This is a genomic window from Zoogloea sp., assembly GCF_041904905.1.
Lineage (GTDB): Bacteria > Pseudomonadota > Gammaproteobacteria > Burkholderiales > Rhodocyclaceae > Zoogloea.
The window spans coordinates 1-17403 of record NZ_JAYRMI010000038.1 but is presented as its reverse complement, the minus strand read 5'-3'; the positions used below and the strand labels follow the sequence as shown (position 1 = coordinate 17403).

Genomic DNA, 17403 nt, shown 5'->3' with positions numbered 1-17403 from the left:
ATGCCGGCCGTGGCAGGCTGCGCTATGTAGCGGCCGATATAGCAAGACAGGGCGGCGCGCCGGTCGGCGTTCCGCCCTGCACCATCCGGGGGGGCGCTGCCGCGGCCGCTCAGGCGTCGACGCCGACGATCACCGCGGGGGCCTTGAAGACGGCGGTAGCCGGGTCGCCCACCTTCAGGCCCAGGGCGAGCAGGCCCTCGTGGGTGACCGTGGCGCACACGCTGGCGCCTTGGGGCAGGGCGATGGTCACGCTGCTGCTCACCGGGCCCTGGACGATGGCGCTGACGGTGCCCTCCAGGCGGTTGCGGGCGGAGAGCTTCACACCGGCCCCGTCGGCCAGCACCAGCACCGACGACGCCTTGACGATGGCCTTCGCCGGTCTGCCGGCCGCGAGGCCCAGCTCCGCCACGCTGTCGTGGGTGACGGTGGCGACGATCCGGACGCCGCCGGGCAGGTCGATGTCCACTTCGCTGTTGATGGGGCCGGGCTTGATGGCCGCGACGATGCCGTCGAACACATTGCGTGCGCTGATCTTCATGGTGGGCTCCTGATTGCGGGGAAGGGCGGTCGACCGTGCTGCCCACCTTACGGGGTCGGGCTGGGTGGAGACAACCATAGCGCAGCGCAGCATTTGTGGCCCGTTATTTGCTGGCGTAGAGTACGCACCGTTGTATATCCGCTTATATAGGTAGATTCATGACAAGCCGCCGCCCCGTTCAGCACAAACTTGTCGGAAAGCTGACAGTCGATACCGAGTTCGGCACCTTTCTTGGCGACACCCGCATCCGCCTGCTGGAGGCCATCGACCGCTACGGCTCGATCTCCCAGGCCGCCAAGGCGGTGCCGCTGTCGTACAAGGCGGCGTGGGACGCGGTGGATGCGATGAACAACCTCGCCGAGGCGCCGCTGGTGGCGCGCTCGGTGGGCGGCCGGCACGGGGGCGGAACCGCCGTCACCGACTATGGCCGGCGGGTGATCGCCATGTACCGGGCGGTGGAGCAGGAATACCAGGACGCCATCGACCGGCTCTCCCAGCGCCTGGGCGGGGCCGACGGCAGTACGGTGCGGGAGTTCCAGACCTTGCTGCGGCGCATGTCGATGCGCACCAGCGCGCGCAACCAGTTCGTCGGGGCGATTACCGGCCTGCGCGAGGGCGAGGTGAGCTTCGAGGTGCGCCTGCGCCTGGACGACGCCAACGAGCTGGTGGCGGTGATTACCCGGGCCAGCGCCGAGAACCTGGCGCTGACCATCGGCAAGGAGGTGCACGCCTTCGTGAAGGCGCCGTCGGTGCTCATCGTGACCGACCCGGCCGCGCGCACCACCGCCCGCAACCACCTGTGGGGCACGGTGTCGGCGATCCACGCCGGGCCGGTCAGCTCGGAGGTGACGATCACCCTGCCCGGGGGGCGCAACCTCACCGCGGTGGTCACCCACGACAGCATCGACGAGCTTGAGCTGGCGGTGGGCGTGCCGGCCTGCGCGGTGTTCCAGGCCACGTCGGTGATCCTTGCCGTCTTCGATTGACCTTCCCGCTACCGGAGAGAACCCATGAAAACCTTGTTTCGCGTGCTTGCCCTGAGCCTTGCCCTGGCGGGCGCCGCGTCGGCCGCCCGGGCCGACGAGGTGTCGGTGGCGGTGGCCGCCAACTTCACCGCGCCGATGCAGCGGATCGCCGCCGACTTCGAGAAGGCCACCGGCCACAAGGCCCGGCTGGTGTTCGGCTCCACGGGCAAGTTCTACGCCCAGATCAAGTCCGGCGCGCCCTTCCAGGTGCTGCTGGCGGCCGACGACGAGACGCCGGCCCGGCTGGCGAGGGAGGGCGACGGGGTGGCGGGCAGCCAGTTCACCTACGCCATCGGCCGGCTGGTGCTGTGGTCGCCCCGGCCGGGGCTGGTGGACGACAAGGGCGAGGTGCTCCGGGCGGGCCGGTTCGAGCACCTCGCCATCGCCAACCCCAAGCTGGCGCCCTACGGGCTGGCGGCGACGGAGACCCTGAAGGCGCTGGGCGTGGCCGACGCGCTGCAGGGCAAGCTCGTGACCGGCGAGAGCATCACCCAGGCCCAGCAGTTCGTGGTGTCGGGCAGCGCCGAGCTGGGCTTCATCGCCTTCGCCCAGATCCACCGCGACGGCAAGCTCATCGACGGTTCGCACTGGCTGGTGCCGGCCCGGCTGCACACCCCGATCCGCCAGGATGCGGTGGTGCTCGACAAGGGCAAGGGCAGCGCTGCGGCGGCGGCGCTGATGGACTACCTCAAGTCGCCGGCGGCGCTGGCGGTGATCCGCACTTACGGTTACGAGCGCTGAAGCATGGATCTCTCGAACGACGACTGGTTGGCGGTGTGGCTGACCTTCAAGCTGGCGGGGCTGGTCACGGTGCTGCTGCTGGCGGTCGGCACGCCCATCGCCTGGTGGCTGGCCCGCACCCGTTCGCCCCTGCGCAGCGCGGTGGGGGCGGTGGTGGCGCTGCCCATCGTGCTGCCGCCCACGGTGCTGGGCTTTTACCTGCTGATCGTGCTGGGGCCGTCCGGCCCGGTGGGGCGGCTCACCGAGGCGCTCGGGCTGGGCGGGCTGCCCTTCACCTTCCCGGGGCTGGTGGTGGCTTCGGTGTTCTACTCGCTGCCTTTCGTGGTGCAGCCGATCCAGAACGCGTTCATGGCGATGGGCGAGCGCCCGCTGGAGGTGGCGGCCACCCTGCGCGCGTCGCCGGCGGAGGCGTTCTTCAAGGTGGCGCTGCCCCTGGCCCGGCCGGGGCTGCTCACCGCGGCGGTGCTGGGCTTTGCCCACACCGTGGGTGAGTTTGGCGTGGTGCTGATGATCGGCGGCAACATTCCGGGCAAGACCCAGGTGCTGTCGGTGCAGATCTACAACCACGTGGAGGCTTTCGAGTACGCCCAGGCCCACGAGCTGGCGGCGGGGCTGGTGGCCTTTTCCTTCCTCACGCTGGTGCTGCTCTACCGCTTTGGCGGCGCCCGCAACACCTCGGGGTTCGGGTCATGAGCGGGCTGTCGATCCAGGCCCGCCTGCCCCTGGCGGATTTTGCGCTGGATGTGGATCTGGCTCTGCCCGGGCGGGGCGTGACGGCGCTGTTCGGGGCTTCGGGCTCGGGCAAGACGACCCTGCTGCGCTGCGTGGCGGGGCTGGCGCGGGGCGCGGGGCGGGTGGAGGTGAACGGCGAGGTGTGGCAGGACGACGCCCGGCGCATCTGCCTGCCCACCCACAAGCGGGCGCTGGGCTACGTGTTCCAGGAGGCGAGCCTGTTTGCCCACCTGTCGGTGCGGGACAACCTGGCCTTTGGCCAGAAGCGCATCGCCCCGGCCGAGCGTCGGGTGGGGCACGACGCGGCGGTGGCGCTGCTGGGCATCGGACACCTGCTCGACCGCCGCCCGGATCGTCTCTCGGGCGGCGAGCGGCAGCGGGTGGCGATTGCCCGGGCGCTGCTCACCAGCCCGCGGTTGCTACTGATGGACGAGCCGCTGGCGGCCCTCGACGCGGCCCGTAAGCAGGAGATCCTGCCCTACCTGGAGCGTCTGCACGACGAGCTGGCGATTCCGGTGCTGTACGTGAGTCATTCGATGGACGAGGTGCTGCGGCTGGCCGACCATCTGGTGCTGCTGGAGCAGGGCCGGGTGCGCGCCAGCGGGCCGTGCCGCGAGCTGCTGGCCCGGGTGGATCTGCCCCTGGCGCTGGACGAGGACGCGGCGGTGCTGGTCGATACCACCGTGGCCGCCCACGACGAGGCCTACCAGCTCACCCGGCTGGCCTTTGCCGGCGGCAGCATCCAGGTGACCCGCAAGCCCCTGCCGCTGGGGGCCGCCGCGCGGCTCAAGATCCAGGCGCGGGACGTGAGCATCGCCCTGGTGGCCGACAACCCGTCGAGCATCGTCAACCGGCTGCCGGCGCGGGTGCTGGGCTTTGCGCCGGGGGCCCACCCGGCCCAGTGTCTGGTGAGCCTGGACGCGGCCGGCACGCGTCTGCTGGCCCGCATCACCCGGCTGTCGAAGGATCAGCTGGGGCTGGTGGAGGGAATGGCGGTGGTGGCACAGATCAAGTCGGTGGCGCTGGTGGGCTGACGGCCACCCGGCCCCCGGCGGCGGGGGCGAGGTGGCCGGCGGCGCTCAGCGCAGCTCGAAGTTGGCTTTCAGCCACAGGGTGCGGCCCGGCTCGTTCACCCGGGTGGTCTGGGTGAAGCCGCCGATGCTGGCGCCGCCGCGGCTGATGAACTCGGCGTAGGTCTTGTCGAACAGGTTATCCACGCCGGCGCTGATGAGGGTGCCCTTGGCCGGACGATAACCGCCATTGACCGAGAAGATCGCAAAGCCGGCCGAACTGCCGATGTCCTGCCCGACGATGTTGCCGTAGTTGGTGTCGTAGCGCTTCTGGCCCTGCACCAGGCGCAGCAGGGCGCCGCCGCTCCAGGTGCGGTCGTCGTAGCCGGCGCCCAGGCGGGCCTCCAGCGGGGCGATCTGCGACAGCGGCTGGCCGGTGCTGTCGTTTTCGCCGTGGGTCCAGGCCAGGGTGGCGTAGGTCTGCCAGAAGGTGGCGAGGCGGTAGCTCAGGTCGCCTTCGAGGCCGTAGGTGGTGGCGTCGATGTTGGTGGCGTCGCTGGCGTAGGCGTCGATGCGGCGGATCTGGATGAAATCCTTGTGCTTGGCGTAGAAGGCCGAGACGGACGCCCGGAGCCCGCCGGCGGCGTAGATGGCGCCGGTGTCGAGCTGGGTGGTCTTTTCGGGCTTGAGCAGGAAGGTGCTCGCGCTGCCGCTGGTCATGGCGGTGGCGGCCGGCGACTTGCTGCGCTCCCAGTAGTCGGCGCTGCGCTCGCTGTGGCCGAGGCCGGCGAAGAGGGTGGTGGTGGGGGCGTAGGCGTTCTCCCAGCGCAGGAAGCCGGCCTTGAGGGTGTCCTTGTCGGTCTGGCCGGAGGTGCTGCGGCCGGAACGCTTGTCTTCGGCCTCGCTGAAGTCCACCCGCGCGCCGCCCAGCAGACGGTTGCCGGCATTCAGCTCGTGGGCGAGTTCGCCGAACACGCCCCAGCTCTTGAAGCCCATGTCCGCAACCCGGGGCTTGCTGGCAAAGGTGCCTGTGGCGGCGCCGCTGGCGGTGCGCAGGGTGTGCTCGTTGCGCTGGAAGTCGAGGCCGGTCTCGAGGCTGGTGCGGGGCGACAGATCCAGCGTTGCGGCGATGCGCCCGCCCTGGGTCTGGCGATCCGGGTTGCTCACCATCTTCATCATCGGCGGCGTGCGCAGGGTGTAGTTGTCCATCACGTGATCCACGTAATTGTGATAGACCTGCGCTTCCAGCTTGGCCAGCAGCGGGCTGATCCGCTGCTTCTCGAACTTCAGCCCGACGTTGCTGCGGTCGAACTTGACGCCGTCCATTGAGCGGTCGGCATAGGCGGCGCGGCCGTCGCTGCGGGCGAAGGTCAGCTCAAGGCGGGTGTCGGCGTCGGGCGTCCAGCCCAGGGCGCCGTTGGTGCTCCAGCGGTCGTAGGCCGAATGCACGCTGCGGCCCTTGCCGTCGCGGTAGTCCTGGGCGTGGGAATGGGTGCCGGTGATCTCGCCGTAGAAACGCTCGTTGCCGACGCCGGCCTCGAACATCTGATCGTTGCGCCCGAAGTTGCCCACCAGCAGGCTGGCGTCGGCGTAGGCCGAGTAGCCGCTGCGCACCTTGGGGCTGCGCTCGAAGAGCACCACGCCGGCGCTGTTACCGGGGCCGTACTTGACCGTCTGCGGGCCCTTCAGCACGGTGATGCGGTCGAAGGCTTCGGGGAAGACGTAGGCGGTGGGCGGGTCCATGCGCATGCCGCAGCCGCCGAGGATCATCTCGCCGTCGAGCAGGATGCCGAGCCGGGAAGCGGCCATGCCGCGGAACACCGGATCGCCGTCGGTGCCGCCCTTGCGGATCACCGAGAAGCCAGGGATGGTCTTGAGGTAGTCGGCGCCGTCATGGGCGGGCACCGGCTGGCGCGGCGCGCGGGGGTCGGTGGTGACGGTGAGCGGCGCTTCCATCGCCGGCGCGGTGACGACCACCTGGCCGAGGGTTTCGGGCTGGGCGGCGAGGGCCGGCAGGCTGCAGGCGAAGGCGCTGGCGAGGGCCAGCGGAAGGACGGCGGGCCGGTGCGGAACACGGCGGATCATGGTGACGCTCCCTGTTATTTGGCAAGAGCGCGCACCTTAAATCCCGGCCTACCGAAAAAGGTTGATGGATCGCAAAATCATGCACCAAAACGGTGCGTCATAGTGTCGCAGCCTGATCTGGCAAGCCTGTCGCTCAGACGCGGAAACGGGCCACGCTGGACTTGAGGCTGTCCGAAACAGTCACCAGCCGGTGGGCCGTGCCGGCCACCGAGGCCACCGCGGCGGAGTTTTCCTCCGACATCTGGGCGATGGCTTCGACGTTGCGGGCCAGCTCGGTGGAGGCGCCGCGCTGCTCGCGCAGGGCGTCGCTGATGCTCTCGATCGCGCCGTGCATGGTGCTGGCCGAGTCGCGGATGCTGCCCATCGAATCGCTGGCCGCGCCGGCCGAGGCGACCACCTCGGTGACCAGCGCGCGGTTGGACTGCATGCTCGTCACCGCGCCCACCGCGCCCTGCTGGATGGTGCTGATGACGTTGCTGATCTCGCGCACCGAGCTGGTGGTGCGTTCGGCCAGCTTGCGCACCTCGTCGGCCACCACCGCAAAGCCGCGGCCCTGCTCGCCGGCGCGGGCGGCTTCGATGGCGGCGTTGAGGGCCAGCAGGTTGGTCTGGTCGGCCACTTCGCGGATCACCACGGTGATCGAGTCGATCTGGCGGACCTGCTCAGACAGGGTCTGGATCTGCTCGGCGGTGCTCTCCACCTGGGAGGCGATCTGGTTGATCTTGATGGCGGCCGCGTCGACGCCACGGCCGCTTTCGGCGGCCCGGCTGCCGGCTTCCGCCGCGCGGTGGCTGGCGTCCTCGGCGCTGTTGCCCACGTGGTCGATGCTCACGGTCAGTTCTTCAACCGCGGCGGCGGCCGAGGCGGTGGCGGCCGACTGCTGCTCGCTGCTCACCGAGACCTGCTGGGCTGCGGTGGACAGCTGTGTCGCCGAGCCGGCTACCTCGGTGGAGCTGCTGATGACCTGCTGGATGGTGCTGGACAGTTCGGTACGCATCTTTTCGAGGGCGCCCAGCAGCCGGCCGATCTCGTCACGGTTGTGGTTGAGCGGGCCCGCGGACGTCAGGTCGCCGTTGGCGATCCGTTCGGCCATCCGGTTGGCGTCGTCGAGGCGATTGGTGATGCTCAGGCCGATGCTCCGCCCGAACAGCAAGAAGAGAACCCCCGCGAAAACGGGCAAGGCGCCAGCAATCCAGGTGGCGCTCGATTTGGTGGCGAGGCCGTTGGCGGTCGCTTCCTGGGCGAGTTTCTCGTTGAGGTGTCGGTGGGCGGAAAGTTGATCGTCAAAGCGCAGAGCCAGACCGACGTTATTGATCAGGATCGCCTGCGCTTCTGCGTTCTTGCCGGCGCGGGCTAGGGCTAGGGCTTCGTCGATGTGTGCGTTGTATTCAGCGAGGCTGGCACGCTCCGCTTCCAGCATCTTGCGATCCTCTTCGTTGGCGATGAGAGGCTCGTATTCCTTGAGCGCTTTGTCCATCATGGTCCGGGCTTCCTGGAGCATCGTATCGAGCTTGGCCCGGTCGGCGGGGTCGGTCTGGATGGTGTAGCGGTAGGCGCGCACCCGCGCACGCCCCATTTCAGAGGTCACGGTGTTGAGCAGCCGGATGCTGGGGACTACGTTCTCGTTGCCAAAGCTGGCCGCATCGAAGACGCGGTTCATCTGGTAAACGTTGATGCCGGCAAGGATGAGCAGGCTCGCGATGGCGATGGCAACAAGGAGCTGCAGGCGTCGGGAAATGGTCATAACAGGTCTCTCTGCGTCGGACGACAATGCGTGCCGTTGTTGGCGGGCTGTGTCGCCAGCAACGGCATTCCGCGCCAGAACTTGAAGGGATGACCTGGAAATAGCTTCAATAGGGTTCGATGGCCGGTCCGTTTCGTTTCTATTGATTTCCGCTGCTGCAGTTCGCTTTGTCCCTGCCGGGCGGCCACCAAGGGAGGCCGCCGATCTGGAAGTTCGGCCGACTTACACCCGGAAGCGCGCCACGCTAGATTTGAGCTGATCCGAGACGCCAACCAGGCGATGAGCTGTATCGGCCACCGACGTTACAGCAGCCGAGTTTTCCTCCGACATCTGGGCGATGGCCTCGACGTTGCGGGCCAGCTCGGTGGAGGCGCCGCGCTGTTCGCGCAGGGCATCGCTGATGCTCTCGATCGCGCCCTGCATCGTGTGGGCGCCATTACGGATGTTGCCCATCGAATTGCTGGCGGCGGTGGCCGAAGACACCACCTCGCCCACCAGGGTGCGGCTCGACTGCATGCTGGTCGCCGCACCGATGGCGCCCTGCTGGATGGCACTGATGACGTTGCTGATCTCGCGCACCGAGCTGGTGGTGCGTTCGGCGAGCTTGCGTACCTCGTCGGCCACCACCGCGAAGCCGCGGCCCTGTTCGCCGGCGCGGGCGGCTTCGATCGCGGCGTTGAGCGCGAGGAGATTGGTCTGGTCGGCCACTTCGCGGATCACCACGGTGATCTTGTCGATCTGCTGGACCTGCTCGGAGAGCTGCTGGATCTGGCCGGAGGTGTTCTCCACCTGATCGGCCACCTTGCCGATCTTGTCGGCGGCGGCGGTCACTTCGGCGCCGCTGTTGGCCGCCTGGCGACCGGCCTCGATGGCGCGTTCGTTGGCTTCGTCGGCGCTGGAGCCCACGTGGTCGATGCTCACCGTCAGCTCTTCCACCGCGGCGGCAGCCGACGCCGTGGACGAAGACTGCTGTTCGCTGCTCACCGAAACCTGGTGCGCGGTGGCCGACAGCTCGGAGGCCGAACTGGCCACCTGGTTGGAATTGGCGATGACGCCACTGATCGTCTGGGCGAGCTCGGCACGCATCTTTTCGAGGGCGGTCAGGATTTGGCCGATCTCGTCGTCGGCGGTGCCGGAGGTGGGCGGGGTCTGGCGCAGGTCGCCTTCGGCGATGCGGGCGGTCATCTCGGTGGCTTCGGCGATGCGGCGGGTGATGCTGCGGATCGTCAGCAGGCTGATGACGATCATCACCATCGCGGAGACGCCGAGGATCCCGAAGGCGATCCAGGTGGCGGTGTGCTTGGCGTCGATGGCTTCCGCCGCGGCCCGTTGGGCGATTTGCTCGTTGTATTTCACATGGGCTCTCAGGTCGTCGATAACCTTCACCTCCTTGTTCTGAATCCGCTTCAGCAGAGCCCGCGCTTCTTCGACCTTGTTCTCTCGGGAGAGCAACACCACGCCCTCGATGGCCTTGTTGTATTCGGCGAGCGACTGCTTTTCGACCTCCAGAAGGCGCTTGTCCTCAGCGTCGGCGATGTACTCCTCGTATTTCTTCAGGGACTGGCCGATCCATGTATGGGCCTCGGCCAGCGTCTTCTCGATCTCGGCCATCTCGGCGGGATCGGTGGCCAGCACATGGCGGAAGACACGCACCCGTAGCCGGCCGTAGTCCGAGGATGCCTTGATAAGGAGGTCGAGGCTTGGCACTACGTTGATGGTGGCGTGGTTGGCAGCATCGAATACCTTGTTCATTTGCTGGTAATTGATGAAGGTCAGCGTCAGCAGGCTGACAAGGGTGGCGCCGACGAGCAGCATGAGGCGTTTGGCGATGGTCATGTTTTTCCCCGAGAGGTGTTTGGGCAGTCTTCCGGCGGCCTGTAGCACCTCCAACAGGTCGCGCTAATAGGCGGTAACGACGCCGGGTGTTACAACTTTAGTGGTGACTGTCCGGCGCTTCCCCCGGTTCGGCTGCGACGGGGCGGTGGCTATGAAGCTGCCATCCGTCGCCACGCCGCATCCGGGGTGCGTGGCCTTACAATGGGCGCTCGTCACGCCCACGCAAGATTCGCCGTGCCCGCTTCGTCGCCTTCCATTCTCGTCCTGCCCAGCCCCTTCCTGTCTGACACCGACACCATCCGGCTTCTCGAGCCCGCCGACTGCGACGGCCCGTGCCTGCTGCGTCAGGTGCGCTCGGGCGAATACGACAAGCCCTTCGTGATCGACGACGGCACCACCCGCAGCCTGCATTTCTCGCTGTCGCTGATCCAGAGCACCATGAGCCTGAAGGATCCATACGCCCTGGTGCTCGATTACACCCAGGCGATGATGGGCTTCCTGCTGTTCTGCCCGCGCCCGCGGCAGATCCTGATGCTGGGTCTCGGCGGCGGGTCGCTGGCCAAGTTCTGCTACCGCCACGTGGGTTCGGCGAAGATCACGGTGGTCGAGATCGACCCCCACGTGATCGCCTTCCGGGACGAGTTCGAGCTGCCGCCCGACGACGCCCGCCTCAGCGTGATCGAAGGCGACGGCGCCGACTGGGTGGTGAAGAGCCGCGCGTGGGATGAGCGCCCCGACGTGGTGATGATGGACGCCTTCGACCGCCACGGCCTGTCCGGTTCGGTCAGCTCCATCGGCTTCTACCAGAACGTGCATGACGCCCTCTCCGGGCGTGGCGTGATGGTGGCCAATCTGGCCGGCGACAAGGACAGCCGCGAAGACCACCTGGCGATGATCGCCCAGGTCTTCGACGACCGCCTGCTCACCATCCGCCTGCCCGACGGCAACGACATCGTCTTCGCCTTCCGCCAGCCGGGCTTCACCCCCCGCTGGCGCGAGATCGGCAATCTGGCCAAGGCCCTGCGCACCCGCACCGGGCTGGATTACCCCCGCTTCGCCCAGCGGCTGGAGCGCAGCCGGCGCATCCGTTTCGGCTGAAGCCGCTTCACGAGACGATGTTTTGCAATGACTTATGAATTAAATGCCCTTAAAATTGCGGCTTCGTTTGTCATGCGCGAAAGAAGATGTCCGATTACAGCCGTCACGGTGTCGCGGCCGGCGCCGTCGTGCCCGACCGTCCCGCTCCCCCCAGCTGGAAGCCCGCGGCCCTGTTTGCCCTGGCCTGCCTGCTGATCGTCTTCGGCATCGCGCCGCTGGCGATCGGCGGCCACGGTCACCTCAAGGGCATGCTGCCCGTCGTCCAGGGGTTCTTCCTCTTCGGGGCCCTCGTCTTCGGGCTGCTCGCCTTCATCCGCTACGTCACCCAGGCCCACCACGACGCGGCGCCCCTGCCGCAGTTCATGGCGCCCCTGTCCGAGTTCGTGATGCCCCTGTCCGAGTTCGTCGGCGAGCGCCGCGGGTATCGGGGCGTCGCCGCCCATCGCGACGTGGCCGACCGGCCCGCCGAGTGGTCCCTCGACGTGATCGACCGCATGGAATGGAAGCGCTTCGAGGACGTCTGCTGCGCCTTCTACAACGAGAAGGGCATCAAGGCCGCCACCACCCGGATGGGCGCCGACGGCGGCGTGGACATCCGCCTCTACCAGGACCCGGACGACCTCGACCGCTGCACCGCCATCGTCCAGTGCAAGGCCTGGGGCCAGCCGGTCGGCGTCAAGACCATGCGCGAGCTGCGCGGCGCGATGGCCCACGAAAACATCGAGCGGGCCTTCTTCATGGCCCCCAACGGCTTCACCGACAACGCCCGGGAGTTCGCCGCGATCAACCGCATCACCCTCATCGACGGCCGGCTGATCCTCGCCATGATCCAGCGCCTGCCCGACGACGCCAGCCGCCGCCTGCTCGAACTGGCCACCGAGGGCGACTGGACCACCCCCACCTGCCCGGCCTGCGGCGCCGGCATGACCCCCCGCCAGGGCAAGCACGGCCCGTTCTGGGGCTGCTCCAGCTATCCCCGCTGCCGGGCCAAGCTCGGCATGCGCGGGGTCCGGGCCGCCCGTCACACCGCCGACGTCTGAGCCGCCCCCGCCGCTGGCGGCCGGATGACGCCGCTCGCCACTTTGGGCACAATCCGGCTGCCCCCGTCCTCCAGCCCGCCCCCCGCGCCGCCGGCCCTTTCGGCTTGCGGCGGGCGGCGGGCCCCGCGCTCATGATCCAGCCCTTCCAGGCCCTCGCCTGCCCCCTCGACGGCGCCGCGCTGCAGCGTCACGGCGCCACCTGGCGCTGCGCCGCCGGTCACAGCTTCGACATCGCCAGCCAGGGCTACGCCAACCTGCTGCCCGTTCAGTACAAACGCTCGAAGGACCCCGGCGACAGCAAGGAGATGATCGCCGCCCGGCGGCGCTACCTGGAGAGCGGCGTGTACCAGCCCATCGCGGCCGCCACGGCGCGGGCCGCGCTGGCCGATCTGGCGCCGGGCGCGCCGGCGGGCTGTCTCGACGCCGGCTGCGGCGAGGGCTACTACCTGCGCGAGCTGGCCGCCGCCGCCCCGCCCGGGCTGACCCTGGAGATCCTCGGGCTGGACATCTCCAAATGGGCGGTGCAGGCCGCCGCCCGCCAGGAGAAGCGCGCCACCTGGGTGGTGGGCACCAACGCCAGGCTGCCGGTGCGCCCCGCCAGCCTCGACCGGCTGCTGTGCCTGTTCGGCTTTCCGGTCCACGCCGAATTCGCCCGGGTGCTCCGCCCCGGCGGGCGCATCGTGCAGGTGGATGCCGGGCCCGACCACCTGCGCGAGCTGCGCGAGATCATCTACCCGCGCCTGAAGGACGACCCCCGGCGGGCCTTCGCGCCGCCCGCCGGCTTTGCGCTGCTGTCGGAGGACACCCTGCGCTACCCGGCCCGCCTCACCAGCCGTGCGCAGATCGCCGACCTGCTCACGATGACGCCCCACCTGTACCGCGCCACGGCCGAGGGGCGGGCCCGCGCGGCCGCCCTCGACGGGCTCGACATCACCGTGGATGTGCGCATCGCGCTGCTGGCCCGCAGCGCCGACGACCCCGCCCGCGCCTGACCGGCCGTCGCCCTGCCCGGCAGGGTGTTGCATTGCACCATCGGTGGGCGCATCGCCTCAGCGCTGCGCCTTGCCGGTGCATCGGAGCGCTCGCCAGGCAAGCGCCAGCGCCAGCGGCGAATAGGCGCCAAGCGTGGCCAGCGCAACGATCTCGACCAATCCGCTCTCCACGATCCTTCTCCCGAAACCTGAATTCCCAGGAGAGACAGCAGGGCCCGTGCCAGCGTCGCGCTCGATGCGCACCCCGCGCTAGGCCGGGCGCCGCAGCGGCAAGGTGAGGGTGACGGTGGTGAGCGACGCCGAGCAGTCGCCGCTGAGGGCGCCGCCGTGGGCGTGGGCCACGTGGGCGGCCAGGGTGAGCCCCACGCCGAAGCGCGCTTCCGGGTCGTCCTCCGCCTTCGAGGGCAGGCGGAAGCGGGGCCGCAGGTCGGCGAAGAGCGACGGCAGCGGGGCGCCGCGGTTGATGACCCGGTAGTGGAGGCAGCCGCCCTCCGTGGCGGTCTCCAGCCGCACCGCCGAGGTGCCGCTGGCGTGGCGGGCGGCGTTGTCGAGCAGATCGCACAGGGCCAGGGTCACCAGCTCGGGGTCGAGCAGCACCTGCTCGTCGTCCGGGGCCCGCTCCCCGTGCTCGAAGACGCGCTGCGGGTTGAGCTGGCGCTGGCGCTGCAGCGCGCTCAGGGCCGGCGCGTCGTGCCAGCAGGGGGCGAGGGCCGGCACAAAGCCCGGGCGGGTGAGGCGATACAGGCAGTCGTGTCGGTCGATCAGGGTGTCGATGTGCAGGGCGGCGGCGGAGAGGCGTTCGATGCGCCTGCCGTCCCGGTCGGCGTCGGCGCTGCGCTTCAGCGCGGCGAGCCCCACCAGCAGCACCCCGAGCGGGCTGCGCAGCCCGTGGGCGAGGAGGTCAAAGAAGCGCGCGTGCTCGTCGCGCTGCCGCTCGGTCTCGCGTGCCATTGCGTCCTGGGCCCGGGCCGCCTGCCGGGCCCGGTGGCGGGTGCCGATGGCCAGATACAGGCAGGGGGCGGCCAGCGCGAGCAGGGCGACGCTCGCTTCGGGGCGGGTCGAGGCCAGCGCCAGGGGGTGCGCCAGCGCCGCGAGGGCGGCCGCGGCCCAGGCGAGCGTGGCCAGCAGCGTCCATCCGGCGCCCGGCGTGGCACGGCGCACGGCGCCCAGGGCCGACAGGCTGGCCGGCAGCGCGAGCACGCCGTAGGGCGCGATGGCCAGCGCGCGTAGCTGCGGCAGGGGGTCGTACAGGGCCCAGCCCAGGCCGCCCAGCGCCCAGCTGGCGCCCACCAGCCCGGCCAGCCCGCCGGCCACCGGGGGGATGCGCAGGGTCAGCCCGGCCGGCCCATTCAGCATGCGCAGCGCGGCCCCCAGCAACACCGCCAGCCCCAGGCCGGTCGCCGCGACAGGCACGCTGCCCGCGAGCACCGGCTGCGAGCAGGCGAGGATGGCGCCGCCGAGGGCGAGGCTCAGGGCCGCCACCGGCGCCTGCGCCCGCCGCGCGCCCCGCTCGCCGTCGGCCAGGGCGATCAGGGCGGTGGCCAGCAGAAAGCCGACGACCGGCAGGGCGATCTGTTCGGGAGCGCAGAGGCTGCCGCTGTCCGGCAGTAGAGGGGGCGTGGTCATGGTCGGGGCTTACGGCTTCGAGTCAGGGGGGATGGGCGGCGCAGGCCGGTTGCGCGTTCGGGGCGAGTGGGGCAGCCATTGCAGCAGCCTGGCGTAGAGCACCTCCAGGCGCACCGGCTTGGGGATGAAGTCGTTCATGCCGGCGTCCAGGCAGCGCTCCCGATCTTCCCGGAAGGCGTTGCCGGTGAGGGCCAGGATCGGCGTGTCCCGGCAGGTGGGCAGGCGGCGCAGGCGGCGGGTGGCCTCCAGGCCGTCCATCCTGGGCATGCGCATGTCCATCAGGATCAGGTCGTAGGCGGTCTGCGCGGCCATGCTCAGGGCCGCTTCGCCGGAGCAGGCCATGTGGATCTCGATCCGGATCGGTTCGAAGATCTCCAGGGCGAGGCGGCGGTTGCCCTCGTCGTCGTCGGCCAGCAGCACGCGCCGGCCGGCGTGGTCGCGGCGCAGGGCGGCCTCGGCTTCGTCGAGGGAGAGGCCCGCCGGCCGGGGGTCGGCGGCGGCGTCGGGGCGGTCGAGCCAGGCGGTGAACCAGAAGGTGCTGCCCGCGCCGGGCTGGCTGCTCACCCCCACCTCGCCGCCCATCAGGTGCGCCAGATGGCGGGTGATGACCAGCCCCAGCCCGCTGCCCCCGAAGGCCCGGGTGGTGGATGCGTCGCCCTGCTCGAAGGCCGAGAACAGCCGCGCCTGCACCGCGGGCTCGATGCCCACGCCGGTATCTTCCACCTCGAAGCGCAGCATCGTCCGCTGGCCGGTTTGCGCCCCCGGCCGCACCCGGATCGTCACCGTGCCTCGGGGGGTGAATTTCACCGCGTTGTTCGCGTAGTTGAGGAGTGCCTGGGTGAGCCGCACGCTGTCGCCCAGCAGGCGCCGGGGCAGCGGGGCGCAATCGACGCGCAGGCTCAGGCCCTTGCCGGCGGCGTCGCGGGCCACCAGCGCCACCACCCGGTCGAGCACGTCGTCGATGGCCACCTCGCCGGTCTCCAGGCTCATCTTGCCGGCCTCGATCTTGGACAGGTCGAGGATGTCGTTGATGACCCCCAGCAGGTGCTCGGCCGCCATGTCGATGCGCTGGAGCTGCCCGGCGCGAGCGGCGTCGGTTTCGCTGCGCTGCATCACCTGGGCAACCCCCAGGATCGCGTTGATCGGGGTGCGGATCTCGTGGCTCATGTTGGCCAGGAACTCGCTTTTCACCTTGCTCGCGCGTTCGGCGCTCTCCAGCGCCTGACGGGTGGATTCGAGCAGGGACAGGCGCTCCTGACCCAGGCGGATGGAGGTGCGCAGTGCGGTGTTGAGTTTGCCGGCGCTGCTGAGCATGGCCACCGCATAGAGCGCCGCGCCGGCCGCCATCAGCCGATCCAGCGGGGTGCCGCCGATCAGGCAGGCGATCACCATCGGTATTTCCAGCAGGCCCACGAACCACCCGTAGTAGGGCTTCTCGCCGGCCAGGGTGGGCACCGCGCCGGCGCCCAGGCCCGCCAGCATGCCGGCGGTGAAGAGCCGGAACTCGGTTCCGCCGGCGAAGCTGTACGCCGCAACCCCCACCGCCCAGCCGCTTCCCATGCAGATCGTGCCCCACAGCTCAAGCCGCTCGTAGCGCCGGAGCTGCGCTTCGGTCACGGGCTTCTGCACGTCCCGCGCAAACGCGGGGAGCCAGAGGAAGTGGAAGGGGGCGTTGAAAATGGCAACGCCGGCCAGCCACAGCCAGGGGTGCAGCAGGCAGCGATCCTCAAACTGGAGGGCGGCGATGGCCAGGCCCGCCGTGGCGAGCAGATTGAAGAGATAAGACGGCTTCTCGTTCTGGAAGATCAGCGCCAGCATCTGGCGGCGCATCTCCAGGTCGGGCGGGGGCGTGTCGGTGGCGGGCATGGCTGGGCAGGCGGGGGCTTGGGCAGGGAGGCTGGCGCTGCAGGCGATGTTTCGGCCGACCCCGGGCGGCGCCGTCGGTGGCCTCTCGGCCCGGCGCCGGCGTTCGTGTCGGAGCGAGGTGGAAGGATGCCACCCCAGGCGCTGCGGGCACAGGGGCGCGCCCGTCAGCCCGGGTGCTCGTCGGGCTGAGGGGCGCTGTGGGGCGTGGGGGGCACGCCGTAAGCGACCGTGCGCAGCGGCGACACCCAGTCGTCGCGCGTCCGCTCCAGACGGTAGCCGGCGCCGTAGGCCGATACCAGCCGGTAGCCGTTGCTGTTGTCCAGCGCCAGGCGCTTGCGCAGGCGGCTGATGTGGGTGTCCACCGTGCGGGTGAGCATGGCCCCGTGGCCGCGCCATACGGATTCGAGCAGCCGATTCCGGGTGATGAGCCGGCCCACGTTGCGGAACAGGAACACCGCCAGATCGAACTCCTTGTCGGTGAGGGGCACCGCTTTGCCGTGCAGGCAGGCCACCCGGGCCGCCAGATCGAAGCTGTAGGGCCGGAAGTGCAGCCGCGCCGTCTGTCGCGACAATGCCGGGTTGCGGCGGCGCAGCACCGCGTCGATCCGGGCCAGCACCTCCCGGGGGCCGGCGCCGCGACGGATGAAGTCGTCGGCGCCCAGGGCAAAACCGTCGGCCAGCAGGGTTTCGCTGTCGGGGCAGTTGGCCAGGATCAGCGGCGCATCGAAACCGCGGCGACCCGCCAGCCGGCGCAGGCTGTGGGGCAGGCGCTGGCCAAAGCCGGCGCCATCCACCAGCAGCAGGTCGAAGTGCTCGTGGCCCAGCGCCTGGGCAAGCAGCTGGGGGGTGTCGAAGCGGAGCACGCTGCGCCCGGCCTCTTCAAGGGTGGCGAGCAGCGGGTCGGCAAAAGCCGTGTCGGAAGAAGTCAGCGCCACGCGCATGGTGGTCAATCCCGATGGGGGCCTGCGATGAAGGCCGGTTCAAGTGGTTTCAAGCCTCGCACCACCTCACTGGGCGGCGCTCCGGTTGGCGGTGCCGCGCATCGCTGCAGGAGGAGGGCGGGGGGGAGG

At 69.9% G+C, this 17403-nt stretch carries 14 protein-coding genes; 7 read left to right on the top strand and 7 right to left on the bottom strand.

All coding sequences use genetic code 11. From position 1 onward, the window contains the following. Positions 1-109 precede the first annotated feature (109 nt). Positions 110-538, bottom strand: coding sequence for a molybdopterin-binding protein (locus ACE3N6_RS11890; protein ID WP_374245980.1), 429 nt, complete (start codon positions 536-538; stop codon positions 110-112). A 158-nt stretch (positions 539-696) separates the two neighbouring features. Between ACE3N6_RS11890 and ACE3N6_RS11885 the strand changes: the two genes are divergently transcribed. From ACE3N6_RS11885 to modC, 4 genes are read left to right on the top strand one after another with little or no spacing between them, the layout of a single operon-like run. Next, complete coding sequence (locus ACE3N6_RS11885; protein WP_374245979.1) at positions 697-1524, top strand: TOBE domain-containing protein; 828 nt, start codon at positions 697-699, stop codon at positions 1522-1524. A gap of 24 nt (positions 1525-1548) precedes the next feature. Beyond that, the gene (modA, locus tag ACE3N6_RS11880; RefSeq protein ID WP_374245978.1) at positions 1549-2304 is read left to right on the top strand and encodes a molybdate ABC transporter substrate-binding protein; all 756 of its coding nucleotides are present in this window, start codon (positions 1549-1551) and stop codon (positions 2302-2304) included. A gap of 3 nt (positions 2305-2307) precedes the next feature. Continuing rightward, positions 2308-2997 (top strand): molybdate ABC transporter permease subunit, encoded by a 690-nt coding sequence (gene modB, locus ACE3N6_RS11875; RefSeq protein ID WP_374245977.1) that lies wholly within the window; start codon positions 2308-2310, stop codon positions 2995-2997. Beyond that, positions 2994-4070: a molybdenum ABC transporter ATP-binding protein gene (gene modC, locus ACE3N6_RS11870; RefSeq protein WP_374245976.1), complete on the top strand. Its 1077-nt coding sequence runs from the start codon at positions 2994-2996 to the stop codon at positions 4068-4070. The genes modB and modC overlap by 4 nt, the downstream gene beginning before the upstream one ends. A gap of 45 nt (positions 4071-4115) precedes the next feature. On the opposite strand, the gene ACE3N6_RS11865 is transcribed toward modC, so the two are convergent. From ACE3N6_RS11865 to ACE3N6_RS11855, 3 genes are all read right to left on the bottom strand, one after another. Then, positions 4116-6131 carry a TonB-dependent copper receptor gene (locus tag ACE3N6_RS11865; protein WP_374245975.1) on the bottom strand — a complete coding sequence of 672 codons (2016 nt, stop codon included), beginning with the start codon at positions 6129-6131 and terminating at the stop codon, positions 4116-4118. 133 nt (positions 6132-6264) lie between these two features. Next, positions 6265-7875 carry a methyl-accepting chemotaxis protein gene (locus ACE3N6_RS11860; protein WP_374245974.1) on the bottom strand — a complete coding sequence of 537 codons (1611 nt, stop codon included), beginning with the start codon at positions 7873-7875 and terminating at the stop codon, positions 6265-6267. 222 nt (positions 7876-8097) lie between these two features. After that, positions 8098-9711, bottom strand: coding sequence for a methyl-accepting chemotaxis protein (locus tag ACE3N6_RS11855; RefSeq protein WP_374245973.1), 1614 nt, complete (start codon positions 9709-9711; stop codon positions 8098-8100). Positions 9712-9945: 234 nt separating this feature from the next. On the opposite strand from ACE3N6_RS11855, the gene ACE3N6_RS11850 reads away from it, so the two are divergent. The 3 genes from ACE3N6_RS11850 to ACE3N6_RS11840 all read left to right on the top strand — a co-directional run bounded on the left by ACE3N6_RS11850 (position 9946) and on the right by ACE3N6_RS11840 (position 12841). Further along, on the top strand, positions 9946-10809 hold the full coding sequence (locus ACE3N6_RS11850) for a spermidine synthase-like protein (protein WP_374245972.1): 864 nt from the start codon (positions 9946-9948) through the stop codon (positions 10807-10809). Positions 10810-10895: 86 nt separating this feature from the next. Next, complete coding sequence (locus ACE3N6_RS11845; RefSeq protein WP_374245971.1) at positions 10896-11849, top strand: restriction endonuclease; 954 nt, start codon at positions 10896-10898, stop codon at positions 11847-11849. 131 nt (positions 11850-11980) lie between these two features. Further along, a complete protein-coding gene (locus ACE3N6_RS11840; RefSeq protein WP_374245970.1) occupies positions 11981-12841 on the top strand; it encodes a putative RNA methyltransferase in 861 nt (286 codons plus the stop codon). 249 nt (positions 12842-13090) lie between these two features. On the opposite strand, the gene ACE3N6_RS11835 is transcribed toward ACE3N6_RS11840, so the two are convergent. The 3 genes from ACE3N6_RS11835 to ACE3N6_RS11825 form a co-directional block, all read right to left on the bottom strand. Continuing rightward, the gene (locus tag ACE3N6_RS11835) at positions 13091-14467 is read right to left on the bottom strand and encodes a sensor histidine kinase (protein WP_374245969.1); all 1377 of its coding nucleotides are present in this window, start codon (positions 14465-14467) and stop codon (positions 13091-13093) included. 9 nt (positions 14468-14476) lie between these two features. Next, the gene (locus ACE3N6_RS11830) at positions 14477-16333 is read right to left on the bottom strand and encodes a response regulator (protein WP_374245968.1); all 1857 of its coding nucleotides are present in this window, start codon (positions 16331-16333) and stop codon (positions 14477-14479) included. Between the two features lie 164 nt (positions 16334-16497). Then, positions 16498-17274: a response regulator transcription factor gene (locus ACE3N6_RS11825; RefSeq protein ID WP_374245997.1), complete on the bottom strand. Its 777-nt coding sequence runs from the start codon at positions 17272-17274 to the stop codon at positions 16498-16500. Between the last annotated feature and the right edge of the window lie 129 nt (positions 17275-17403).